Raw genomic sequence first — 24,480 nt, 5'->3', positions numbered from 1 at the left:
TGAGGCTTACATTTTTTCCGGGGCGGAAACGCCCAGGAGGTCGAGGCCGTTGGCCAGTACCTGGCGCGCCGCGCAGGCCAGGGTCAACTTGGCATTGCGATCGGTCGCGTCGTCCACCAGCACCGGCGTCCCGTGATACCACGTGTGGAAGGCGTGCGCCAATTCGCGCAGGTACTGCGCGACCAGATGCGGTTCCAGCGCCACGCCGGCCGCTTCCACCACTTCCGGATAACGCGAGATCTCGTTCATCAGGGCCAGCGATGCGTCATCGGCCAGGCGGCCCAGATTGGACAGGCCGGTGCCCTGTTCGTAGACCAGACCCTTCTCCTGCGCCTGGCGCAGCAGGCTGCAGACACGGGCATGTGCGTACTGCACGTAGAACACCGGGTTGTCGTTGCTCTGCTGACGGGCCAGGTCGATGTCGAAGGTCAGCTGTGAATCGGGCTTGCGTGCGATCAGGAACCAGCGGGTCGCGTCGCGGCCGGCTTCTTCGATGAGGTCGCGCAGGGTGAAGTAGCTGCCGGCACGCTTGGACAGCTTCACTTCCTCGCCGCCGCGCATGACGGTGACCATCTGGTGCAGCACGTATTCAGGCCAGCCCTGCGGGATGCCCACTTCCATGGCCTGCAGGCCGGCACGCACGCGCGCCAGTGAACCGTGGTGGTCCGCGCCCAGTTCGGTGATCGCGCGCTCGTAGCCGCGCTGCCACTTCGACAGGTGGTAGGCCACGTCCGGCACGAAGTAGGTGAAGGTGCCGTCGGACTTGCGCATCACGCGGTCCTTGTCGTCACCGAAGTCGGTGCTGCGCAGCCACAGCGCGCCGCCTTCCTCATAGGTATGGCCCGACGCCTGCAGCTTGGCCACTGCCTCGGCGACCTTGCCATCGGCGTACAGCGAGCTTTCCAGGAAGTAGATGTCGAAATCCACGCCGAACGCGGCCAGGTCCAGGTTCTGCTCGTTGCGCAGGTAGGCCACGGCGAAGCGGCGGATCGCCTGCAGGTCGTCCGGGTCCTTGGCGCCGACCACCAGGGTGCCTTCCAGGTCGACGCTGGCGCCGGACATGTAGGCACGTGCCACGTCGGCGATGTAGTCGCCGCGGTAGCCGCCTTCCGGCCAGCCTTCCTGGTCCGGGGCAATGCCCTTCACCCGGGCCTGGGTCGACAGCGCCAGGTTCTCGATCTGCACGCCGGCATCGTTGTAGTAGAACTCGCGCTTGGCATTCCAGCCGTTGGCATCGAGCACGCGTGCCACGCAGTCGCCGATGGCCGCGGCGCGGCCGTGGCCGACATGCAGCGGACCGGTCGGGTTGGCCGACACATACTCCACGCCTACCGTGCGGCCATTGCCGGACAGGTTGCGGCCGTAATCGGCGCCTTCCTTGATGACGGTGACGGCTTCACGCTGGTACGCGGCCGGCGCCAGGTGGAAATTGATGAAGCCGGGGCCGGCGATCTCGACCTTGCTGACGTCTTCGCTGCGCGGCAGTGCCTCGACCAGCGCCTGTGCCAGTGCGCGCGGATTGCTGCGCGCGGCCTTGGCCAGCAGCATCGCGGCGTTGGTGGCGAAGTCGCCATGGTCGCGGGTCTTCGGGCGCTCGACCACGAAGTCCGGCGGCAGGGAGTCGACGGGCAGGGTGCCATTGGCGCGCAAGGCTTCGATGCCTTGGCTGATCAGGGCGCGGAGGAGATTTTTCACGAGGCCTGCTGTGAGAATGAGCGGCGGAATCGCCCATTTTAGCGCAGATGCCGGCCTCAACGCTGACCGGGGCCTGCCTGCCAGGGCACGCGTCGCGGCGTGCTGCTGCGGGGCTCATCCGACCAGGCGGGCCTGGAGCGGTGGCAGAAGACCCCGTTCAGCAAACGAAACCGGACGCCCCTCGCCGACCACGAAGTGGTCCAGCAGGCGGATGTCGACCAGTGCCAAGGCCCGTTGCAGTTCCTCGGTGATCTGCGCGTCGGCGGCCGAGGGTTCCGGGTCGCCAGAGGGATGGTTATGGCTGAGGATGACCGCGGCGGCGTTGTGCAGCAGGGCTCTGCGCACTACTTCACGGGGGTAGACCGGGGCCGCGTTGATGGTACCGGCGAACAGTTCCTCGCAGGCGATCAGGCGGTGGCGGTTGTCCAGGAACAGGACCACGAACAGTTCCCGTGCCTGCCCACGCAGACGGTGCTGCAGGTAACGGCCGACGGCGGCAGGGTTGTTGCCGACCGCTTCGCCCTGTTGCAGTTCAGCGGCCAGGTAGCGGTGGGCCAGCTCCAGCCCTGCGGCCAGCGTGCAGCTGCGAGCCGGCCCCAACCCGGGGAGTTTCGATAGTTCGCGGGCGGAGCGGTCCAGCAGCACGCGCAACGGGCCGTGGGCGAGCAACAGGTCGCGCGCGGTCTGTACGGCGTCCCGGCCGCCAATGCCGGAACCCAGGAACAGGGCCAGCAGTTCGGCGTCGGACAGTGAAGTGGGACCGCGGGCCAGCAGCTTCTCGCGGGGGCGCTCTTCTTCGGGCCATTCATGGATGGGCATGGCACCCATCATGGCGATCATCGCCGACCGCTCCCATAAGCCCTTGCCGCACCTGCGGGTCGGCCAAGCCCTCAGTCGCGCCGGGTCTGCAGGTAGTCGTAGAGTTCCTGGTTGGTCTGCAGGCCCAGCTTGCGCATGGCTTCGGCCTTCTGCCGGCTGATCGTCTTCGGGCTGCGCCCGCTGCGGTCGGCGATGGCATTGATGTTCAGGCCATCGGTCAGCAGTTGCAGCACTTCCAGTTCGCGTGTCGACAACGCAGCCGGTGGATGGGGGAACAGCAGATCGCGGGCCTGCAGGTGGCGCCGCAGCTGGTCGGAAACGAACACCTGCCCGGCCATGGCGGCATGCAGGGCCTGCGGTAGTTCGGCGAAGTCGGCGCTCTTGTCGACAAGGCCGTGTACGCCATCGCGCAGCAGGCCATCGAGCAAGCCCGGGTGCCTGGCCCCGGTCAGCACTACCACGGGAAGGTCGGGATGGCGTTGGCGCAGCTCGGCCAGCAGTTCAGGGCCGTCCGGGCCGGGGCCGGGCATGGACAGGTCGGTGAGTACGGCGTGGCAGGGCTGCTGGACCAGCAGCTGCAGCAGTCCGGCACCGTCGGCAGCGGCACCGGCCACGTCCATCTGGTGACGCTCAAGCACGATTCGGATGCCGTGCAGGACGACCGGATGGTCGTCGGCAATGATGATGCGCGGTTGCACGGGGAACTCCTGGGAAATCGAACGGCACACCTCGGTGGCCAGCAATGATTCTGCAAAGCGGGGACGCGAAGAGGTATAGGAAAGTTCCGAATCGGCGCGCAGCAAACCCGGAAAACTCCATCGGCCCCCGCCCATGTGCTGATAGCCGCCCGCTATGTGCCGCGTGCACCGGGAGGTTGCTGGCCTTCGGGTAAGCTAACGCCCTCGTTTGCACAGGAATTCCAGGTGGCTGATTCTCCCAACGCTTCCCCGACGCGGACCCGCGCGCTGGAAGGCCAGAAACTGCTCTTGTGTGTCGGTGGCGGGATCGCGGCCTACAAGGCCCTGGAACTGGTTCGACGCCTGCGTGATGCCGGTGCGCTGGTGCAGGTGGCGATGACGGCCGGCGCCCAGCAGTTCGTCACCCCACTCAGCTTCCAGGCCCTTTCCGGCCAGCCGACCCGCACTACCTTGTGGGACAGCGCCGCCGAACAGGCCATGGGCCACATTGAACTGGCACGCTGGGCCGATCGCATCGTGATCGCGCCAGGCACCGCCGACCTGCTGGCCCGCCTGGCCCAGGGCCACGCCGACGACCTGGTCAGCACCTTGTGCCTGGCCAGCACCGCACCACTGACCGTGTGCCCGGCGATGAACCATCGGATGTGGCTGCATCCGGCCACCCAGGCCAATATCGCCCTGCTGCGCCAGCGTGGCGCGCAGGTGATCGGTCCGGTCGATGGGCCGCTGGCCGAAGGCGAATCCGGCCCCGGTCGTTTGGCCGAGCCGGCCGACATCGTCGCCGCCCTGGCCGCCAACGGCGCTGCCGCTGCCGCTGCCGCAGCGCCGGAAACGCACGCCCTGCAGGGCCTGCGCCTGCTGATCAGCGCCGGCCCGACCTATGAAGACATCGATCCGGTGCGTTACGTGGGCAACCGCAGCAGCGGCAAGATGGGCTACGCGCTGGCCGCCGCTGCCGCCGGGCTCGGTGCCCAGGTGGTGCTGGTCAGCGGTCCGGTGCAGCTGCCGACGCCGCCCGGCGTGCAGCGCATCGATGTGCGCTCTGCCGCGCAGATGCGCGAGGCGGTACTGGATGCGTTGCCGGCCGACATCTACATCGGTGCTGCCGCCGTTTCCGACTACACCCCGCGCCAGGTGGCCGCGCAGAAGCTGAAGAAGACCGCCGACAGCCAGTCGCTGGTGATCGAGCTGGTGCGCACCCCGGACATCCTGGCCGAGGTTGCCGCGCAGACGCAGTCGTTGAAGCTGGTGGTCGGCTTTGCCGCCGAGACCCACGATGTGGAGAAATACGCGCGCGGCAAGCTGGTCGACAAGCGCCTGGACCTGGTGATCGCCAACCAGGTGGGCATCAGCGGCGGTGGTTTCGAAAGCGACAACAATGCCGCCACGGCCTTCTGGCAGGATGGCGAACAGGTATTCCCGGCTACTTCCAAGCGTGAGCTGGCCGAACAACTGCTGGCGCTGATCGCGCGGAGGCTTCAGGCATGACCCAGGCAAGCAACACCCACGGACTCTCCCCGCAACCGTTGCAGGTAAAGCTGCTCGACCCCCGCTTCGGCGACAGCTGGCCGCTGCCGGCCTACGCCACCGAAGCCAGCGCCGGCATGGATCTGCGCGCGGCGCTGGAAACCGCGCTGACCCTCCAGCCGGGCGATACCGCACTGGTTCCCAGCGGCCTGGCCATCCATATCGCCGATCCTCATCTGTGCGCAGTGATCCTGCCGCGTTCGGGCCTGGGCCATCGCCATGGCATCGTGCTCGGCAACGGCACCGGCCTGATCGACGCCGACTACCAGGGGCCGCTGCTGATCAGTGTCTGGAACCGTGGCCGCGAGGCCTTCACCATCGAGCCGGGCGATCGCATCGCCCAGTTGGTGATCGTGCCGATTGCCCGCGTCAGCCTGCAGGTGGTGGATACTTTCACCGACAGCGTGCGGGGAACGGGTGGATTCGGCCATACCGGGGTGCGTTGACAGGGGACATCGATGAGCGGCATCGGGGAAGCACAGCGGGGAACGACGTTGGGACGCAGCGCGCCATTGCTGGGCGTGCTGCTGGTACTGCTGGCCGCCTGGTTCGGCTGGAGCGCGGTGCAGCAGTGGCGGCAGGCCGCCAGCGGGGACGCGCTGGAACAGGCGCGCGACCAGGCCGTGCAAGGGCTGCAGCAGGCTGCCTCCGGCCAGTTGCAGCAGCTGCAGCAGCAGTTGAAGGGCGACCGCGTGCAGCAGGCGCTGCAGGCCGGTGATGCCGCCGGCGCCGCGCTGGCGCTGCGGGAAAGCTGGACCGGCGTCGAGCAGGTGGAGGTGCTGGGCGCTGACCTGGCCGCAGGCTATGCCGATGCGGCCACTTTTGGATTCGCACGCCTGGCCCTGCTGGAATCTGCGCTGGCCGAAGGCAAGGCAACCCTGCGCGTGGTCCGCGATGGCGGCGGCAACCGCCTGGGTCTGGCCGCGCCGGTGCAACTGGCCGGTGTCGGGCCGGCGGTGGTGTATGTCCGCCAGCCGCTGCTGCGGTTGACCGCGCCGCTGGATCAGGTGAGCGCCCCCGGCAATGGCTTCCTGGCGCTGCGCCAGGGAGCACACAACATCGTGGTGCAGGGCGATACCGGCCTGTCCGAGAGCGCCGAAGCAATGGCGCGCCCGGTGGCGGGAACGCCGTTGCGGCTGGCCGCCGGGGTGCCCAATGTGGAACCCGGCCCGCTGGGGCTGGGAGCCCTCGCCAGCGCGATTGTCGCCCTGCTGCTGGGCTTCATCGCGGTACTGCTGGTGGTAGGTCGTGGCCGGCTGCCGAAATCACTGCCGCTGCCCAGCCGGCGCAGCGCGGTGGCCGACGCCGATCACGGCCCGACCCTGCGCGAAAGCCTGCAGATGGTCCCGCCAACTGTGCCCGGCGAGACGGTGGCCGAGGCTGCGCCACCTCCACCGCCACCGGTTCCGGCCGACGAGCTGGCTGCAGGCATCTTCCGCGCCTACGACATCCGCGGCGTCGTGGGCAGCCAGCTGACGGCGCGCACCGCCGCGCTGATCGGCCAGGCCATCGGCACCGTCGCCCTTGAGCAGGGCCTGCGCGAGGTGGTGATCGGTCGCGATGGGCGCTTGTCCGGTCCCGAACTGTCGGCCGGTCTTGCCGAAGGCCTGCGGCGTGCCGGCTGTGCGGTCATCGATATCGGCCTGGCGCCGACCCCGGTGGTGTATTTCGCCGCCTTCCATCTGCGCACCGGTACCTGTGTAGCGGTCACCGGCAGCCACAATCCGCCGGACTACAACGGTTTCAAGATCGTCATCGGTGGTGAGACCCTGTCCGGCGATGCGATCACCGACCTTTACCAGCGCATTGTCGAAGGCCGTCTGGTGCAGGCTGCGGAGCCGGGTGATTACCAGCAGCGCGAGGTCGCCGCCGATTACATCCAGCGTATTGCCGATGACGTGCAGCTGGACCGACCACTGAAAGTGGTGGCCGACGCGGGCAACGGCGTGGCCGGTGCCTTCGCCCCGCAGCTGCTGGAAGCGATCGGCGCAGAAGTCATCCCGTTGTACTGCGATGTCGACGGCACCTTCCCCAACCACCACCCCGATCCCAGCGAGCCGGCCAACCTGGAAGACCTGGTGCAGACGGTCAAGCGCTTTGGCGCCGACCTCGGCGTGGCGTTCGATGGTGATGGCGATCGCCTTGGCGTGGTCACCAGTGAAGGCAAGATCATCTACGCCGACCGTCTGCTGATGCTGTTCGCCGCCGACGTGCTGATGCGCAACCCGGGCGCGATGGTGATCTACGACGTGAAGTGCACCGGTAGGTTGTCCGATCACGTGCTGCGCAACGGCGGCAGCCCGTTGATGTGGAAGACCGGGCACTCGCTGATGAAGGCGAAGATGCGCGAGACCGACGCCGAACTGGCGGGCGAGATGAGCGGCCACTTCTTCTTCAAGGAACGCTGGTTCGGCTTTGACGATGGCCTGTATGCCGCTGCACGCCTGCTGGAGATCCTGGCCCAGCGCGAGGAAACGCCGGACGAAGTGCTGGCCGAACTGCCGGAAATGGTGGCGACGCCGGAGCTGAAGGTGCCGGTGGCCGAGGGCACCCCGCATGCGTTGGTGGCGATGCTGGTGGCCGCTGCGCAGTCGCCGGACAACCCGTATGTCGGCGGCCGCCTGTCGACCATCGACGGCCTGCGGGTGGACTTCGCCGACGGCTGGGGCCTGGTTCGCGCCTCCAACACCACGCCGGTGCTGGTGCTACGTTTCGAAGGCAACGACGAAGCAGCACTGGAGCGTATCCAGGCGCTGTTCCGCAGCCAGCTGCAGCCGGTGCTGGGCGACACCCCGCTGGGGTTCTGAGGTGAGGCCGGGCTGCGCCCGGCACCCGCGGTAGTGCCGGCCGCTGGCCGGCAACCTCAACAGCAACAGCGGGCACTCCGTGGGTTGGTGGAGCGGTGTCGGAGTGCGGGGACGCCGCAAGTACGTCCTTGTAGGCTTGGCAGCCGCATCCATGCGGCTGACACCCCGCACTCCGACACCGCCCCACCTCTGACAATTTCCCGGTGCTGTTGGTGGGTGTCGACCTTGGTCGACACAGTAGATCCACGCCAAGCGTGGATGCTCTTCGATGATGTCCATCCACGCATGGCGTGGATCTACTTGTCTGGTGGGTGCCGACCGAGGGTCGGCACGCCTCACCCCTTGAACCGCAGCCCCACGCCCGGTTCGGTGAACAGGTAGCGCGAATCCAGCGCCGAGTCGCCCAGCTTGTGCCGCAGCTTGCCGACCAGGATGCGCAGGTAGTGGGTGTCGTGCTGGTGGGTGGGCCCCCAGATTTCCTGCAGGATCTGTGGCTGGGTGACCACCCGCCCGGCATTGCGCAGCAGCAGCGACAGCAATGCGTACTCCTTGCGGGTCAATGCCACCAGCTCGCCATCGATCGCCACTTCACGGCGCACCAGGTCCACGTGCAGGTGGCCATCGTCGAACACCGGCGGCGTGCCATCGGTCGGCACGCTGCGTGTGCGCAGCAGCGCCCGCACCCGCGCCATCAGTTCCTGGGTGCCGAAGGGCTTGGTCACATAGTCGTTGGCGCCGTTGTCCAGTGCACGCACTTTCTCGGTTTCGCCGGCACGCACGGTCAGCATGATCACCGGCACCTGGCTCCACTGCCGCAGCTGCTCCAGTACCTCGTGGCCTTCCATGTCCGGCAGGCCGATGTCCAGGATCACCAGGTCCATGTCCTCGCTGGCAGCCATCTGCAGGCCTTCCTGGCCGGTCGCGGCCTGGCGCACCTGGTAGCCCTGCGCGCGCAGGCTGATGTCCAGGAACCGGCGGATCTGTGTTTCATCGTCGATCACCAGCACGCGCGGGGCCGGCGCGCTGGCATCAGTCGGGGTCGGACTCATCGTGGGAGGCTGGCTTGAGCAGGGGCAGGGTAATGCGGATCAGGGTACCGCGACCGTCGCGCCCGGGCAGCGCCTGCACGCTGCCGCCGTGTGCGCCGATCATGCCCTGGCAGATGGTCAGGCCCAGGCCGGTGCCGTGGCGGCCGCGGTCGCCGCGTTCGACGCTGTAGAACATGTCGAAGATGCGCGCGCGCTCGTCGTCGGGAATGCCGGGGCCGGCATCGATCACGTCGATGCGCAGCTGACCGTCCAGTTCGCGCGCCAGCACCTGCACGGCGGCATCGGCTGGCGAGAACTTGGCAGCGTTCTCCATCACGTTGAACACCGCCTGTTCCACCAGTGCCGGATGCACCCATATCGGTGCCAGCGTTGCCGGAATATCCAGCTCCAGCCGCACCTTCGGCTGGTAGCGCTGCAGGCGTCGGGCGGCCGAACCGATCAGCTCGTCCACGCCTATCCAGTCGCGGTTGATCTTCAGGCCCTCGTGGCCCAACCGGGTCATGTCCAGCAGGTTCTGGATGTAGCGGTCCAGGCGCTCGCCTTCGACCAGGATGGTGTCCAGCAACGCGCGGCGGTCGGCCAGATCCATCGCCGTACCGTAGCTGGCCAGGCTGTCGGCCGAGCCGATCATCGCTGCCAGCGGCGAACGCAGGTCGTGCGACACCGAAGAAAGCAGGGCAGAGCGCAGCCGCTCGGTCTCGTTGCTTACATGCGCCTGTTCCAGCTCGGCCACCAGGCGCGTGCGCAACGCGGCCTGGGCGATGTCGTCGACCATCGCTTCGGCCAGCTGGCGCTGTTCGGGCAGCAGCCGCGCCTGCGCACCCGGCAGGTACAGGCCGGCCACGCCGATCGCGCGGTCTTCGCCGTCCAGCAGCGGCAGGAACCACCATTGCGCGCCGGCCAGGGTATCGGTGAAGCGGCCACTGGGCTGGCCATGGCGCAGGGCCCAGTCGGCCGCCGCCAGATCGGTATCACCGGGCAGGCTGCGGCCACCGGCGGCGGTATCGGCGCCGATCCGCAGCCAGGCCGGTACGTCCATGGCCTGTTCCAGCGCATGCCGGCCGGCCTGTGCCACTTCACCATTGCCGGCCGCGCTGGCCAGCTGCCGGCCCAACTGCTGGCGTGCGCGTGCATGGCGGTTGGCCGCGCGCAGTGCGATCACCTGCATGCGCAGGCGCGACGCCAGGCGTCCGGCCACCAGCGCCGCCGCCAGGAACAGGAACACGGTGATCACGCCCTGCCGCGCGCCGATGGCGAAGGTGAAGCGCGGCGCGATGAACAGGAAGTTGTAAGCGAGAAAACACAGGATCGCCGCCATCACCGCGACGCTGGCGCGGGTACGTGCAGCCACCAGCACCACCGCCACGATGAACACCATCGACAGATCGGCCATGCCCACCCAGCGTTCGACCAGCCACGCCACCGCGCAGGCAAGGGCGGTGGCGATCAGGGCCTGCAACGGCTCGTGGCTGACCCCGCGCATCGGTGGCAGCAGCCCCTCTCGACGGGAACGCGCACGCGCCTGCGGCGTGCTGATGATGGTGATCTCGTAGTGCGCGCCGCGCTGGATCAGCTGCTGGGTCAGGGTACGGTTGAACATCCGCGCCAGCGGCCGTTCGCGGGTACGGCCCAGCACCAGCGTCGATACGCCGTTGTGCGCGGCGTGGTCGAGCAATGCATCGGCGATGCTTGAACCATGCAGCAGCTCGGCTTCGCCGCCGAGGCGGCGGGCCAGCGCGAACGCAGCATCGATCTCGCGCCGGGTCGCTTCGTCCTGGCGGCGCCCCTGCACCGTCACCACCGTCCACGGTGCATCGCGGCGTTCGGCGATGCGCCGTGCCACCCGCACCAGGTATTCGCTCTGGCCACCGCCGTCGATCGCCACCAGCACGCCACGCCGCAACGGCAGATTGCTCTCGCCGCGCGCGGCGCGTGCTTCGCGCAGGCTGCTGTCGACACGGTCGGCGGCCTCCTGCATCGCCAGCTCGCGCAATGCAGTCAGGTTGGCCGGCGAGAAGAACGCCTGCAGGGCCTGCGCGGCCTGCTCGGGCACGTACACCTTGCCCTGCTGCAGGCGCGCGATCAGTTCGCGCGGCGGCAGGTCGACCAGCACGATGTCATGCAGGCGGTCGAGCACGCCATCGGGCACGGTCTCGCTGACACGCACGCCGGTGATGCGCATCACCACATCGTTGAGGCTTTCCAGATGCTGGATGTTGACCGTGGTCCAGACGTCGATGCCGGCGTCCAGCAGTTCCATCACGTCCTGCCAGCGCCGTTCGTGGCGGCTGCCCGGCGCATTGCGATGGGCCAGCTCGTCCACCAGCACCAGCGCTGGTTTTCTCGCCAGCACGGCGTCCAGGTCCATCTCCTGCAGGTCGTGGCCATGGTAGGCCACGTCCTTCAGCGGCAGCCGTGGCAGGCCTTCCAGCAGGGCCTGGGTATCGGCACGGCCGTGGGTCTCCACCAGCCCGACCACCAGGTCCACGCCACGGCGCAGCTGTTCCTGCGCGCGGGTCAGCATGGCGTAGGTCTTGCCGACGCCGGGCGCAGCGCCCAGGAACACGGTGAGCTTGCCACCGGCTTCGCGTTGCAGTCCTTCCACCAGGGCGTTGGCCTGGCGGGTCCGCAGATCAGTCATGGGAGCCGCTGTCATGGCCGCCATTGTGCGCGCAGCGGGTGCAGCCCTGCATCACGGCGCGCGTGCCGCGTGGTCCAGTGCGAAGTTCAGCGTCACCACGTTCACCCGTGGCTGGCCGAATACGCCCCATTGCCGGTCCTGCGTGTTGGCCTTCACCAGTGCCTGCACCTGCTCGACGGGCAGGCCACGCGCACGCGCCACCCGGGCCACCTGCAGCTGCGCTGCCGCCGGCGACAACTGCGGATCCAGCCCGCCGCCGGACTGGGTGACCAGATCGGCAGGCACCTGCGCGGGCGCTACGCCTTCGCGCGCGGCCACTGCTGCGGTGCTCGCCGCCACACGCTCGGTCAGCGCCGGGTTGCTGCGGGCCAGGTTGGAGCCGGCCGCCGCCATCGGGTCGTAGTTGGCGGCCGACGGTCGCGCCTGGAAGTAGCCATCGCCGGTGAACGGCTGCGACAGCCATGCCGACGCACGCACCTGGCCGCTGCCATCGCGCAGCAGGCTGCCTTCGGCCTGCGCCGGGAAGGACAGGCCGGCAAAACCGGTGGCGATGCCGGCGTAGACCGCACCGGCCAGCAGCAGGGTGGCCACGCCCAGGCCGATGGCCGGGCGCCAGCTGGCGCCATCCTGCAGCGTGGCCACGCGCGCCTCGCGCTTCAGCTCGCGGGAAAGGGAAGGGGAGTCAGAACGGTTCATGCGCCGAATACCAGGACAAGAAGGAGGTCGATCAACTTGATCGCCGCGAACGGCAGCAGCACGCCACCCAGACCGTACACCAGCATGTTCCGGCGCAGCAGCGCCGTTGCGGTGGCCGGGCGGAAGCGCACACCGCGCAACGCCAGCGGGATCAGGGCGGGAATCACCAGGGCATTGAAGATCAGCGCCGCCAGCACCGCGTTGCGCGGGCTCGACAGCTGCATCACGTTCAGCGCGGCCATCGCAGGCACGGTGGCGGCAAACAACGCCGGCAGGATCGCGAAGTACTTGGACACATCGTTGGCCAGCGAGAACGTGGTCAGCGCGCCGCGGGTGATCAGCTGCTGCTTGCCCACCTCCACCACCGCCAGCAGCTTGGCCGGATCCGAATCCAGATCGACCATGTTGCCGGCTTCCTTGGCCGCCTGCGTGCCCGAATTCATTGCCAGGCCGATGTCGGCCTGGGCCAGCGCCGGCGCATCGTTGGTACCGTCGCCGACCATCGCCACCAGGCGGCCACCGGCCTGCTCGGCACGGATGCGGGCCAGCTTGTCCTCGGGCCGTGCCTCGGCGATGTAGTCATCCACGCCGGCTTCGGCGGCGATCGCAGCAGCCGTCAGCGGGTTGTCACCGGTGATCATCACCGTGCGGATGCCCATCGCCCGCAGCTGTGCGAACTTCTCGCGCATGCCGTGCTTGACCACGTCCGACAGCTCGATCACGCCCAGCACATGGCGACCCTCGGCCACCACCAGCGGCGTGGCACCGTTGCGCGCGACCTGGTCCACGCGCCCGGCCAGTTCGGCCGGTACGGTGCCGCCGAGCGCCTGCACATGGGCACGGATCGCATCGGCAGCGCCCTTGCGGATCTGCCGGCCGTGCATCAGGTCGACACCGGACATGCGGGTCTGCGCACTGAAGGCCAGGTAGTCGGCCTGGTCCGGCTCGGCGGTGGTGCAGCCCTGTTCGCGGGCCAGGCGCACGATCGACTTGCCTTCCGGGGTCGGGTCGGCCAGCGATGACAGCAGCGCCGCCTCACGCAGCTGGTCGGCGTCGATTCCGGCCAGTGCGTGGAAGTGGCTGGCCTGGCGGTCGCCGTAGGTGATGGTGCCGGTCTTGTCGAGCAGCAGCACGTCGACGTCACCGGCCACTTCCACCGCCTTGCCCGACTTGGCCAGCACGTTGGCCGCCAGCGCGCGGTTCATGCCGGCGATGCCGATGGCCGGCAGCAGGCCACCGATGGTGGTCGGGATCAGGCACACCAGCAGCGCGATCAGCAGCAGCGGATCCACCTTGACGCCCACCGACGCACCGATCGCCGGCAGCGTCGCCACCACCACCAGGAAGGTCAGCGTCATCGCCGCCAGCAGCAGGGTCAGCGCGATTTCATTCGGGGTCTTCTGACGGTTGGCGCCTTCCACCAGCGCGATCATGCGGTCCAGGAAGCTGTGTCCCGGCTCGGCAGTGATGCGCACGACGATCTGGTCGGACAGCACCTTGGTGCCGCCGATCACGCCGGAGCGATCAGTACCCGCCTCGCGCAGCACCGGTGCCGACTCGCCGGTCACCGCCGCTTCGTTGATGGTGGCCAGGCCCTGCACGATCTCGCCGTCGGCCGGCACCAGCTCGCCGGCACTGACGATCACATGATCACCGGGGCGCAGTTCCGCGGCGGGCACCTGGGTCTCGCTGGCACCTGCCTGCGCCGACGCCAGGCGACGCGCCACCAGGTCCTGGCGGGCGCGGCGCAGCGAGGCGGCCTGGCCCCGGCCACGTGCTTCGGCCACGGCCTCGGCGAAATTGCCGAACAGCACGGTGACCAGCAGGATCGCGGTCACCGCCAGGCCGAAGCCCAGTGGTGCATTGCCGGTCAGGGTGATGATCGCGGCGACGATCGTGCCGGCCATCACCACCGCCATCACCGGGCTGCGCACCAGATGCATCGGCGACAGCTTGCGTACGGCCTCGATGAGCGCCCGGCGCAGGCCGGCGGCATCGAGCAGGGCCGGGCGGGAAGCCACGGAAGAGGAACGGTTTGCGGTTGCGTGACTACTCATGGGGTGTCCTCAGTGCAGTCCCAGGCTCAGGTGGTCGGCGATCGGGCCGAGTACCAGGGCCGGCATGAACTGCAGCACGGTCAGGATGACGATCACCGAGACCAGGGTCAGGGCGAACGTCGGGGTTTCGATCTGCAGGCTGCCGGCCGATTCAGGGGCCTGCCGCTTGGCGGCCAGCTGTGCGGCCACCACCAGCGGGATGATCAGCAGCGGGAAGCGGCCCAGCAGCAGCACCAGCGAGCAGCTCAGGTTCCACCAGGGCGTGGCGTCACCCAGTCCCTCGAAGCCCGAGCCGTTGTTGGCGTAGGCCGAGACGTACTCGTAGAACACCTGACTGATGCCATGGAAGCCGGGATTGGAGGTGCCCGCCAGACCCGGCACGGCCAGCGTGATCGCGGTGAACAGCAGCAGGGTGATCGGCTGCAGCAGCACCAGCAGTGCCAGCAGGCGCACCTGCGGCGTTTCCAGCTTGCGGCCGAACAGTTCCGGTGTACGGCCGGTCATCAGCCCGGCCAGGAACACACCCAGCAGCAGGTACACGATGAACTGCTGCAGGCCGCAGCCGATGCCGCCCCAGATCGCGCTGACCAGCATGTTGACCATCGCCAGGCCGCCAGACAGCGGGCTCAGCGAATCGTGCATGCCGTTGACCGAACCGTTGGAGACCTGGGTGGTCACCGCCGCCCACAGCGCGGTGCCATCGGCGCCGAAGCGTACTTCCTTGCCTTCCATCAGCAGCGGCGTGGCCGCGCTCGCGCTATGGCCCTCGCTCCATACCATCGCACCGGTGGACAGCAGCGACATGCCGAGCATGCAGCTGAACACCAGCGCGCCGAAACGACGGCGCCCGGTGAACGCGCCGATCATGAAGATCACCGCCATCGGCACCAGCAGGATGCCGATCACCTCCAGCATGTTCGACACCGGGGTTGGGTTCTCCAGCGGGAAGCTGCTGTTCGGGCCATACCAGCCGCCGCCGTTGGCGCCCAGCTGTTTGGCCGCGACCATCGCCGCAACCGGGCCCAGCGGCAGCTTCTGCTGCGCCATGCCGGCACTGGCATCGATCGGCGTGGCCTGGGGGCCACCGGCCATCGTGGAGGGCACGCCCTGGCTGGTCAGCAGCAGCGTCCATACCAGGCACAGCGGCAGCAGGAAGCGCACGCACAGGCGCACGACGTCGGCGTAGTAATTGCCCACCGCCACCTGGCGGTCATCGCCCGCGGCGGGCGCGGTGACCGATTTCGGCGCGCGCGAGAACAATGCACGCAACGTGGCCACGGCCAGCGCCAGGCCCATCATCGGCGTCACCACCTGCAGGCCGGTGATGCCGGTCATCTGCGAGAAGTAGGACAGCTGGGCCTGGCCGGAATAGTGCTGCTGGTTGGTGTTGGTCAGGAACGAGATCATCGTGTGCAGCGCCGTGTCCCAGCGCATGTTCGGGATCTGGTCCGGATTCAACGGCAACCACGCCTGGGTCATGAACACGGCCTGGGTCAGCACCGCGATCACCACGTTGCTGAGCACGAATGCCAGCACGTAGCCCCGCCAGGACATCGAACGTGAAGGATCAACGCCGAGCACCTTGTACAGCGGCTTTTCTATCCAGTGGAACAGCACGTCGACCTTCATCGGCGTGCCGCGCATCACCCGGGCGAGGTACAGGCCCAGGGGCCAGGCCAGCAGCAGGCTGGCGGCAAGAATGGCAAGAATTTCAGTCATGGCAGGCTCCGCTCAGAACGACTCGGGCCGCAGCACGACATAAAGAAGATAGGCGGCGGCAACCAGCACCAGCACGCCACACAGCAACGACAGCCAGGGGGACATGGAATTTGAGACCTGGTGGAACCCCTCCACCTCAGGCCGTCATCGTCGTCCCCGCCCCCATAAACGCACTACGCGCCGGACAGGGCCGACGCGTAAAGAGTGCATAAATTTCAGGGTCCAGGCCGTAACCCGGCAAGCGGTAGCGCCGGGCCATGCCGGGCGAGCAGCGCGCCGCTCAACCCGCCGGGGTCTGTGCCGGCACGTCCACCGGCGCCAATCCCTTCAGCTGCCGATAGCGCTGCAGGCTGCTTTCGATTTCGACCTTCAATGCCTGCTGCTGCTGTTCGAAACTGGCCAGCAGCCGTTGCTGCGACTGCAGCTGCGCATGGCGCTGGCCGATCGCCTGGGCCTGCTTGTCGGCTACCTTGCCGCCGGCTAGTTCGCGGTCGCCGGCGGCAGCAAGCAGGGCCACCAGCGATTCGCGCAGGCTGGCCACGTTGTACTGGGCGGTCTTGAGGTTGTTGTCGAGCACCTCCTGGCGCTCGGCGAACACGCGCCGCAGCGCATTCTCATCACCGTAGGTGGTCAGCATCGCCTGTTCGGTACGCTGCCGGGTCTGCTCGGCCATCTGATCCAGCTGGACCTGCGCCGCCGCCGTGCTGGCGGCAGCGCGTTCCTCATCGCTCAACGCGCGCTGCACCTGCGCGTTGCGCAGGCCGCTGTTGGCGCTGAACTCATCACGGGCGTGGTTGACCGCATCGGCCGGCAGCGCGTCGCTGCAGATCCGCTCCTTGCCCTCGTTCCAGCAGTACAGCTTCTTGTCTGCGGCCTTGCCGCTGGACTGTGCCAGCAGCGTCTGCGGCATCACCAGCAGCAGGCTGGCAGCAACGATGGCAGGAACTCGGAACATGCGACCTTCCCCCTGATGGTCAGCGCGTGGAACGGACGCCGTACTGGGCGCGATAGGCCTCCAGCGGCTGCCGGTAGCCTACAAGTTCCGGATTTCCGGACGCGAAATCAAGCAGGTCGGCCAGCGTCGCCACGGCGATCACCGGGATGCCGGCTTCTTCGGCCACGGCCTGTGCGGCGGAGCGATGGTCGCTGTCCGAGGCGATCTCCTGGCGGTCCAGGGCGACCACGATGCCGGCCGGAATACCGCCCGCAGCGCGGATGATCGCCAGCGCCTCGCGGATGGCGGTGCCGGCGGTGATCACGTCGTCGACGATCAGCACGCGCTTGCCGGTCATGTCGGCGCCGATCAACTGGCCGCCTTCACCATGGTCCTTCACTTCCTTGCGGTTGAACGACAGCGGCAGGTCGCGGCCACGCTGGGCCAGCTCGCAGGCCATTGCGGTGGCCAGCGGAATGCCCTTGTAGGCCGGGCCGAACACCACGTCGTACTTGATCCCGGTGGAGTCGATGGCGTCGGAATAGCACGCACCCAGCTGCGACAGCAGGGAACCGGAGTCGAAACGGCCGGCGTTGAAGAAATAGGGGCTCAGCCGGCCGGACTTGAGGGTGAACTGGCCGAAGCGCAGGGCGTCGGCGGTCAGGGCCAGCTGCAGGAAACGGTGACGGTGGTCGCTCATCAAAACTCGATTCATCTTCATTTGGAGCGCAAATCCTAATCCAGCTGGGCTTTCTGCGCTCGTCCGGCCCCTTCACGCAGGTATCGGCAGCTGCCCCCGCGGGCTGCTCAGCCCGGCAGGCAACCGGTATGCTTGCCCGGTTTCCCGCCGTAGGTTCTTCCGCATGCGCATCATCAGCTTCAACGCCAATGGCATCCGCTCGGCCGCCACCAAGGGCTTCCTCGACTGGTTCCGTGGCCAGGACGCCGACGTCCTCTGCATCCAGGAGACCAAGGCCCAGGAAGACCAGCTGACCGACCCGATGTTCCGCCCGGACGGCCACCATTGCTTCTACCGCGATGCCATCACCAAGAAGGGCTACAGCGGCGTGGCGATCTACAGCAAGCGCGAACCGGACCAGGTCATCACCTCGCTGGGCTGGGCCCCGTTCGACGACGAAGGCCGCTACATCGAGGCCCGCTTCGGCAACCTCAGCGTGGTCTCCTTCTATATCCCGTCCGGCAGTTCGGGCGACCTGCGCCAGGGCTTCAAGTTTGAAGTGATGGAGTGGCTGCGGCCGATCCTCGAGGAATGGGCGCGCAGTGGCCGCGACTACGTGCTGTGCGGCGACTGGAACATCGTTCGCTCGGCGCTGGACATCAAGAACTGGAAGTCCAACCAGAAGAACTCCGGCTGCCTGCCCGAGGAACGCGACTGGCTCAATGCCCTGTGTGCCGACCATGGCCAGGCCACCGATGTGGGCGCAGGTCGCGGCTGGGCCGATGCCTACCGCCTGCTCAACCCGACCGGCGAGGACTACACCTGGTGGAGCAACCGTGGCGCCGCCCGCGCCAACAACGTTGGTTGGCGCATCGACTACCAGTTCATCACCCCGGGCCTGCGTGACCGCCTGCGCAGCTGCTCGATCTACCGCGACCAGCGCTTCTCCGACCACGCGCCGTTCATCGTGGACTACGACCTGTGACCGAGGCTGCCAAGCCTGCCGGTTACAAGGGCTGGGCCGGCATCAAGCGTGCGTTCGGTACGCCCTCGGCGCTGACCATGGCCCTGCTGGGCTTCGGTAGTGGCCTGCCGTTCCTGCTGATCGCCTCGCAGACCCTGTCCACCCGTCTGCGCGATGTCGGCCTCGATCTGGGCAGCATCGGCCTGATCAGCCTGGCCAGCTTCTTCTACCTGCTCAAGTTCGTCTGGGCACCCCTGCTGGATCGCTACGCGTTTCCGTTGCTGGGGTTCCTCGGTCGCCGCCGCTCGTGGCTGCTGGTCTCGCAGATCCTGGTGCTGGTGGGCCTGGTGGCACTGGCGTTCGTGCGGCCAGAGCAGGGCGTGTGGCCGCTGGTGGCCTGGGTACTGGTGGCATCGTTTGCAGGTGCCACCCAGGATTCAGTGGTCGACGCCTACCGCATCGAGATCGCGCCGCAGACCGCGCAGGCCGCGTTGGCCGCCACGTACACGCTGGGCTATCGCATCGGCCTGATCCTGGCCGGTGCCGGCGCCTTGTACCTGGCACAGTTCGAAGGCTGGATCATTGCCTATCTGGCCATGGCCGCATTGATGATCCTGCCGATCATCACCACGCTGTTCTGCCGCGAACCGGAGCGCCCGGCCAACGCCGTGCAGCGCCGCATCGACATTGCCGAAGCGTTCGTACAGCCGATCACCAGCTTCTTCACCCGCAACGGCATGGCACTGGCGCTGGCGCTGCTGGCGTTCGTCGGGTTCTTCAAGTTTCCCGACCAGGTCATCGGCGTGATGGCCGGACCCTTCTATCTCGATTCGGGCTTCGACAAGGCCGACATCGCTACGGTCTCCAAGCTGTTCGGCGTGTGGATGGGTATTGGTGGGGCGTTCCTTGGCGGTATCGCCGTCGCCGCCTTCGGTTTCCGCCGGATGCTGCTTGTCGCGGCGCTGGGCGTGGCCCTGTCGAACCTGGCGTTCCTGCTGATGGCGCACAATCCGGGGCAGTTGTGGGCGTTCTACGCCGCGCTCAGCGCCGACAACCTGTTCCAGGGCTTTGCCGGCACGGTGCTGGTGGCTTTCATGTCTTCGCTGACCGATCGCAACTTCACCGCGACCCAGTATGCCCTGCTGGTATCGCTGGCCAACCTGCCGGGCAAGTTCGTCGGCGGCGTTTCCGGTTACATCGTGGAGGCCACCTCGTACAGCACCTTCTTCATGCTCAGCGCCGTCACGGTGGTGCCCACCATGCTGCTGCTGGCCTGGCTGTGGCCACGCATCGTTGATCGTGGGCCGTCTCCCGCCGCCTGATTGCCTGTCCGTGCTTACTGCGGGATGATCGCCCCGACGCGCCGAGGGGGCGGTGCCTTGCGAACGGGGAAGTGAGCATGGCCGACGTAGTGCTGCGGGACCTGGACCCGCTGCTGCTGGAACGCATCAAACGGGTCTCGGTGGCCCGTGGCTGGACCCACGAACAGACCTGCGCGGTCCTGCTGGAGCAGGGCCTGTTCAGCAGTGAACTGGAGGTCCGCTCCGGCTTCGGCGATCCCGAAGTCGACGCGCTTTCCGACGCGATCGCCGCACTGCAGGCGCTGCCGGCCGGCCAGGGCTTCGATTGATCTGATGTCGGGTCGCCGGGCCATGCCCGGCGGATGGCGCCACCTCACGCCGGATGAATCGCCCCGAGAATCCGCGGCCCCGTCGCCCCGGTCACGCTCGGCAGGTTGCCCGGCAGCCCGTCCATCGTCCGCTGCGCCAGCCAGGCAAACCCCATCGCCTCCACATACTCCGGGTCCAGCCCGTGCAGCGCCGTTGACTCCACCACCACGCCCGGCAACCGCGCCGCCAGCCGCCGCATCAACTGCGTATTGCGCACGCCACCGCCGCACACCAGCACCCGCCGGGTGTGCGGCTGCTGGGCCAGCAGCGCATCAACCACCGTCGCCGCGGTCAGCTCCAGCAGTGTCGCCTGCACATCTGCTGCGGCGAACTGGCCTTCCTCCATGTGTGCTTCGGCCCACGGCAGGTGGAACTGCTCGCGCCCGGTGCTCTTGGGCGGCGGCAGCGCGAACCACGGATCCGCGCGCCAGCCGGCCAGCAGGCTGTCATCCACCGCACCGCTGGCTGCGTAGGCGCCGTCAGCATCGAAGCTGCGCCCGGTATGGCGTTGGCACCAGGCATCCATCAGCGCGTTGGCCGGGCCGGTATCGAAGCCACGCACGACGCCCTCGCGGGGAATCAGGGTCAGGTTGGCGATCCCGCCCAGGTTCAGCACCGCACGGTCCTCATCGGCCGCACCCAGCATGTCCAGGTGGAAAGCCGGCATCAGCGGCGCTCCATGGCCACCGGCGGCAACGTCACGGCGGCGGAAATCGCACACGGTGGTGATGCCGGTCAGCTCGGCGATGCGGTTGCCGTCACCCAGCTGCACGGTGAAGGCCGGGTCGGCCAACGGTCGATGGCGCACCGTCTGCCCGTGCGAGCCGATGGCTCGTACCTGCGAACGGTCGACACCGGCTTCTTCCAGCAGCTGGTTGGCGGCGGCGGCGAAGCTGATCGCAATCCGCGCGTCCAGTTCGCCCAGCTCCTCCAGCGACTGCAGCGGGCCGCCTTCGCCGAGGGCCACCAGCCGCGCCCGCAGCACCGGCTCCCAGCGGGCGGTCAGCCCGTGCACGAAGCGGCACCCCCCATCGGCCGGGAACTGCACCAGCGCGGCATCGATGCCGTCAGCGCTGGTGCCCGACATCAGGCCCAGGTAGAGGGGAAGGGACGGATCGGCAGTGGTGTTCATGGCGGGCATAAAAAAAGGACACGGCAAGCTTGTGCTGCCGTGTCCTCCTTCGTCAACGCAGGGCTCAGCCGCGCTTGCGGCCTGCCGGCGCCTTGTCCTTGGCGCTGGCCACCTCGGTGCTCGCGCTTTCGGCGGCCGGCGCGGGGCTGGCGTCGGCGTAGATCAGCTTCTCCATGCCCTGGATGCGGGCCATCGCCGGCGCGGTCTGCGCCCGGAAGGCCACCAGCTCGGCGCCCTTCAGCGGCTCCGGCGGCGGCATGGTCACCGTCAGCGGGTTGCGGTGCTCGCCATTGACGCGGAATTCGTAGTGCAGGTGCGGGCCGGTCGCCAGGCCGGTCGAGCCGACGTAGCCGATCACCGTGCCCTGGGCCACGCGCTGGCCATTCTTGATCCCGGCAAAGCGCGACATATGGCCGTACAGGGTGGTGTGGCCACGGCCGTGGTCGAGGATCACCACGTTGCCATAACCGCGCTGCACGCCGACGAACTGCACCCGCGCATCGCCGGCGGCCATGATCGGGGTACCGGTGCGCGCGGCGTAGTCCACGCCCTTGTGCATGCGCATCTTGCCCAGCACCGGGTGTTTGCGCGCGCCGAAGGTCGAACTCAGCCGTGCGAACGGGATCGGCATGCGGATGAAGCTCTTCTTCAGCGAACGGCCGCTGATGTCGTAGTACTCGGACTTGCCGTTGCGGTCGAAGCGGAAGCCGGAATAGGTCTTGCCGCCGGTGGTGAAGGTCGCCGCCAGGATCTTGCTGGTATCGACCTTCTCGCCCTCGCGCCAGGTCTCATCCATCACCACGCTGAAGCGGTCGCCCGGCTGCAGGTCCTTGGAGAAGTCGATGTCGTACTTGAAGATGTCGTCGGTCATCGTCGCGATCGCCGACGGTGACAGTCCGGCGCGGCGCGCGGCCGCATACAGCGAACTGGTGATCTCGCCGCTGGTGACCACCGTGCGCGTGGATGTCTCGCGCTTGGTCACCGTTTCCTTGATGTCATCGCCGCTCAGGCTCAGTTCGACCCGGTTGTCGGCATCGCGGTCGAAGCGGATGCTGCGCAGGTCACCGGACAGCGGCATGTCGAAGGCGATCTCGGCACCCGGGCGCAGCTTGGTCAGCGATTCGCGCGCACCCGGATGGTCCAGCACCCGGTGCAGGGTCGTGGCGGAGATGCCGGCCTTGTCGAACAGGTCGCTCAGGGTCTGCCCGCGCTGCACCCGCAGCACCTGCCAGCTGTCGCCGGGGATCTGCTGCTGGCGGGCCATTGCCAACGGCGGCAACGGCAGTGCCAGGCTGGTGTGGCTGTCGGCGTAGGGCGCATCGATGGTGTGCGAGAAGCCCGGCACGATCGTGGCCACCAGCGCGCCAATGGTCACAAACAGGCTGGCGTGCATCCAATGACGCCGCGTCCAGCGCTCATTGAACGCAGCGGGAAGGTGTTGCCTCAGCTTCCGGTGCAGGGCGTTGTCGTGCAGGACGTGGAGTCGTTCCTGGAAGCGCTGCTTGCGAGCGCGGCCTTGATCGGAATTGAGCATCAGATGTCGGTCTCTGGCTGACCCGGGAACGCGGGCCCAAACGCCGGTAACATAGACACCTAACAAATTCGCGTCAAACCCTTGTGCCTATTGGCTTTTGTGAAGCCGATCGGGTTAACTTCGCTTTAACACCCCACATAAGAAACGGCGTTGCCGGGAGTAGTCACGTGTCCTCGATTGAAGAAGCCCTTGCCCTGATCGGCCGCGGTGCCGACGAGATCCTCAAGCTCGAGGATCTGCGCGCGCGCCTGCAGGAAGGCCGCCCGCTGCGCATCAAGGCCGGCTTCGACCCCACCGCGCCTGACCTGCACCTGGGCCACACAGTGCTGCTGAACAAGATGCGTCAGTTCCAGGACCTCGGCCACCAGGTCATTTTCCTGATCGGCGACTTCACCGGCATGATCGGCGACCCCTCCGGCAAGAGCCTGACCCGCAAGCCGCTCAGCCGTGACGACGTGCTGGCCAACGCCCGTACCTACGAGGAACAGGTGTTCAAGGTGCTGGACCGCAGCCGCACCGAGGTCCGCTTCAATTCGGAGTGGTTCGGCAAGATGAGCGCGGCCGACATGATCCGCCTGGCCGGCCAGCACACCGTGGCACGCATGCTTGAGCGCGACGACTTCGCCAAGCGCTATGCCGCCCAGCAGTCCATCGCCATCCACGAATTCCTGTACCCGCTGGTGCAGGGCTACGACTCGGTGGCCCTGGAAGCGGACGTCGAGCTGGGTGGTACCGACCAGAAGTTCAACCTGCTGATGGGCCGTGGCCTGCAGGAACACCACGGCCAGAAGCCGCAGGTGGTACTGACCATGCCGCTGCTGGAAGGCCTGGATGGCGTCAACAAGATGTCCAAGTCGCTGGGCAACTACATCGGCATCAGCGAGCCGGCCATCGACATCGTCACCAAGACCATGAAGGTCGATGATGCCCTGATGTGGCGTTGGATCGAGCTGCTGTCCTTCGATATCAGCCAGGCCGAAGCGGCCTCCCTGCGCGAGCAGATCGCCGCCGGCCTGAATCCGCGCGTGGTCAAGCTGCGCCTGGCCCGTGAACTGGCTACCCGGTTCCACGATGCCGCAGCGGCAGAGCAGGCGATTGCCGGCTGGGAAGCTGCCGTTACCGGGCAGGGCGACATCACCCAGCTGCCGCTGCAGGATGTGGCCATTCCGGCCGAGGGCCTGCGCATCGCGGCCCTGCTGACCGCCGCCGGCCTGACCCCGAGCAACTCCGAGGCCAACCGCAAGCTCAAGGAGCGTGCGGTGAAGGTGGACGGTGAAGTGGTGGAAGACGGCCAACAGGTACTGCAGCCCGGCTTCGAGGGGCTGCTGCAGGTCGGCAAGCGCACCTTCGCCCGCGTGCGCCTGGTCGCTGCCTGACCGGAGGCAGGGGCCGGCGCAGCCGGCCCCTGCTTCTGCTCCTGCAGAGCGGCGCTGACGCTCTGCCGCTGTTCGCGGGGTCTGTGGCGGCGCCTTTGCATGAACGGATGCAACATCCGATGAAAAAAGTTGCCACACCCCCTTCACAAAGGCCGCGAATAGGGACATACTTTCCCTCCCCCGTCGCAGGGGTCGCCAACAAGGGGCTTCAGCGACACAAGGGACGCCACCACCGACGAACGAGATGATCGAACGAAAGGTGTTGACGGACTCGAAAAGTCCGGCATAATAGGCGGCTCGCTACGAAGGAAACTTCGCAGCACACGGGAATGGCGCTGAGGCCACTTCCCCGGATCTTTGAAAGTATGCGCAGGTATCTTGTGAAGGCGCCTGCAGGAAGGATGATTGTCCATCTTGCAGACGTTTGATCAAGCAACTATTAATTGTTTTAAAGCAAGCGATACGTTGCCAGAATCATTCATC

20 protein-coding genes are annotated in these 24,480 nt (G+C 67.5%); 7 read left to right on the top strand and 13 right to left on the bottom strand.

Going from position 1 to position 24,480, the window contains the following annotated elements:
• Positions 1–6: 6 nt before the first annotated feature.
• From argS to BW38_RS06400, 3 genes are all read right to left on the bottom strand, one after another.
• Complete coding sequence (gene argS / locus BW38_RS06390; protein ID WP_025878374.1) at positions 7–1,695, bottom strand: arginine--tRNA ligase; 1,689 nt, start codon at positions 1,693–1,695, stop codon at positions 7–9.
• Between the two features lie 114 nt (positions 1,696–1,809).
• Positions 1,810–2,514 (bottom strand): DNA repair protein RadC, encoded by a 705-nt coding sequence (gene radC, locus BW38_RS06395; protein ID WP_032977045.1) that lies wholly within the window; start codon positions 2,512–2,514, stop codon positions 1,810–1,812.
• A 71-nt stretch (positions 2,515–2,585) separates the two neighbouring features.
• The gene (locus tag BW38_RS06400; protein ID WP_025878376.1) at positions 2,586–3,212 is read right to left on the bottom strand and encodes a response regulator transcription factor; all 627 of its coding nucleotides are present in this window, start codon (positions 3,210–3,212) and stop codon (positions 2,586–2,588) included.
• A gap of 225 nt (positions 3,213–3,437) precedes the next feature.
• Here BW38_RS06400 and coaBC point away from each other — a divergent pair, with 225 nt between their 5' ends.
• The 3 genes from coaBC to BW38_RS06415 are packed head-to-tail and all read left to right on the top strand — an operon-like array spanning position 3,438 to position 7,546.
• The gene (coaBC, locus tag BW38_RS06405) at positions 3,438–4,700 is read left to right on the top strand and encodes a bifunctional phosphopantothenoylcysteine decarboxylase/phosphopantothenate--cysteine ligase CoaBC (RefSeq protein WP_032977034.1); all 1,263 of its coding nucleotides are present in this window, start codon (positions 3,438–3,440) and stop codon (positions 4,698–4,700) included.
• A complete protein-coding gene (dut, locus tag BW38_RS06410) occupies positions 4,697–5,185 on the top strand; it encodes a dUTP diphosphatase (protein WP_025878378.1) in 489 nt (162 codons plus the stop codon). The genes coaBC and dut overlap by 4 nt, the downstream gene beginning before the upstream one ends.
• A 12-nt stretch (positions 5,186–5,197) precedes the next feature.
• The gene (locus BW38_RS06415; RefSeq protein ID WP_032977032.1) at positions 5,198–7,546 is read left to right on the top strand and encodes a phosphomannomutase/phosphoglucomutase; all 2,349 of its coding nucleotides are present in this window, start codon (positions 5,198–5,200) and stop codon (positions 7,544–7,546) included.
• Positions 7,547–7,881: 335 nt separating this feature from the next.
• On the opposite strand, the gene BW38_RS06420 is transcribed toward BW38_RS06415, so the two are convergent.
• The 8 genes from BW38_RS06420 to pyrE all read right to left on the bottom strand — a co-directional run bounded on the left by BW38_RS06420 (position 7,882) and on the right by pyrE (position 17,342).
• The gene (locus tag BW38_RS06420; RefSeq protein ID WP_025879418.1) at positions 7,882–8,595 is read right to left on the bottom strand and encodes a response regulator transcription factor; all 714 of its coding nucleotides are present in this window, start codon (positions 8,593–8,595) and stop codon (positions 7,882–7,884) included.
• Positions 8,576–11,236, bottom strand: a complete 2,661-nt coding sequence (locus BW38_RS06425) for a sensor histidine kinase KdpD (protein ID WP_025879419.1) — start codon at positions 11,234–11,236, stop codon at positions 8,576–8,578. The genes BW38_RS06420 and BW38_RS06425 overlap by 20 nt, the downstream gene beginning before the upstream one ends.
• Before the next feature lie 51 nt (positions 11,237–11,287).
• The gene (gene kdpC, locus BW38_RS06430) at positions 11,288–11,932 is read right to left on the bottom strand and encodes a potassium-transporting ATPase subunit KdpC (protein ID WP_032977030.1); all 645 of its coding nucleotides are present in this window, start codon (positions 11,930–11,932) and stop codon (positions 11,288–11,290) included.
• Complete coding sequence (gene kdpB, locus BW38_RS06435; RefSeq protein ID WP_025879421.1) at positions 11,929–13,989, bottom strand: potassium-transporting ATPase subunit KdpB; 2,061 nt, start codon at positions 13,987–13,989, stop codon at positions 11,929–11,931. The genes kdpC and kdpB overlap by 4 nt, the downstream gene beginning before the upstream one ends.
• 9 nt (positions 13,990–13,998) lie before the next feature.
• The gene (gene kdpA, locus BW38_RS06440; RefSeq protein ID WP_032977028.1) at positions 13,999–15,708 is read right to left on the bottom strand and encodes a potassium-transporting ATPase subunit KdpA; all 1,710 of its coding nucleotides are present in this window, start codon (positions 15,706–15,708) and stop codon (positions 13,999–14,001) included.
• Positions 15,709–15,720: 12 nt separating this feature from the next.
• Positions 15,721–15,813, bottom strand: coding sequence for a potassium-transporting ATPase subunit F (locus BW38_RS06445; protein ID WP_005407770.1), 93 nt, complete (start codon positions 15,811–15,813; stop codon positions 15,721–15,723).
• Positions 15,814–15,988: 175 nt separating this feature from the next.
• On the bottom strand, positions 15,989–16,663 hold the full coding sequence (locus BW38_RS06450) for a hypothetical protein (protein WP_025879423.1): 675 nt from the start codon (positions 16,661–16,663) through the stop codon (positions 15,989–15,991).
• Between the two features lie 19 nt (positions 16,664–16,682).
• Complete coding sequence (pyrE, locus tag BW38_RS06455; protein WP_032977026.1) at positions 16,683–17,342, bottom strand: orotate phosphoribosyltransferase; 660 nt, start codon at positions 17,340–17,342, stop codon at positions 16,683–16,685.
• A 163-nt stretch (positions 17,343–17,505) separates the two neighbouring features.
• Between pyrE and BW38_RS06460 the strand changes: the two genes are divergently transcribed.
• The 3 genes from BW38_RS06460 to BW38_RS06470 all read left to right on the top strand — a co-directional run bounded on the left by BW38_RS06460 (position 17,506) and on the right by BW38_RS06470 (position 19,915).
• The gene (locus tag BW38_RS06460) at positions 17,506–18,306 is read left to right on the top strand and encodes an exodeoxyribonuclease III (RefSeq protein WP_032977024.1); all 801 of its coding nucleotides are present in this window, start codon (positions 17,506–17,508) and stop codon (positions 18,304–18,306) included.
• The gene (locus tag BW38_RS06465) at positions 18,303–19,607 is read left to right on the top strand and encodes an MFS transporter (RefSeq protein ID WP_032977021.1); all 1,305 of its coding nucleotides are present in this window, start codon (positions 18,303–18,305) and stop codon (positions 19,605–19,607) included. Before BW38_RS06460 ends, BW38_RS06465 begins: the two co-directional genes overlap by 4 nt.
• A gap of 77 nt (positions 19,608–19,684) precedes the next feature.
• A complete protein-coding gene (locus BW38_RS06470; RefSeq protein WP_025879428.1) occupies positions 19,685–19,915 on the top strand; it encodes a hypothetical protein in 231 nt (76 codons plus the stop codon).
• A gap of 44 nt (positions 19,916–19,959) precedes the next feature.
• Here the strand turns inward: BW38_RS06470 and BW38_RS06475 are convergent, their stop codons facing one another.
• Positions 19,960–21,087, bottom strand: a complete 1,128-nt coding sequence (locus BW38_RS06475; RefSeq protein WP_080277682.1) for an anhydro-N-acetylmuramic acid kinase — start codon at positions 21,085–21,087, stop codon at positions 19,960–19,962.
• 64 nt (positions 21,088–21,151) lie between these two features.
• On the bottom strand, positions 21,152–22,621 hold the full coding sequence (locus tag BW38_RS06480) for a peptidoglycan DD-metalloendopeptidase family protein (RefSeq protein WP_025879426.1): 1,470 nt from the start codon (positions 22,619–22,621) through the stop codon (positions 21,152–21,154).
• Positions 22,622–22,788: 167 nt separating this feature from the next.
• On the opposite strand from BW38_RS06480, the gene tyrS reads away from it, so the two are divergent.
• Entirely contained in the window at positions 22,789–23,997 is a 1,209-nt protein-coding gene (gene tyrS / locus BW38_RS06485; RefSeq protein ID WP_032977018.1) for a tyrosine--tRNA ligase, read from the top strand.
• The last annotated feature ends 483 nt before the right edge of the window (positions 23,998–24,480 follow it).

This window comes from Stenotrophomonas sp. RIT309, from assembly GCF_000632045.1.
Taxonomy (GTDB): domain Bacteria; phylum Pseudomonadota; class Gammaproteobacteria; order Xanthomonadales; family Xanthomonadaceae; genus Stenotrophomonas; species Stenotrophomonas indicatrix.
This window is presented reverse-complemented; position numbering and strand designations above follow the sequence as displayed.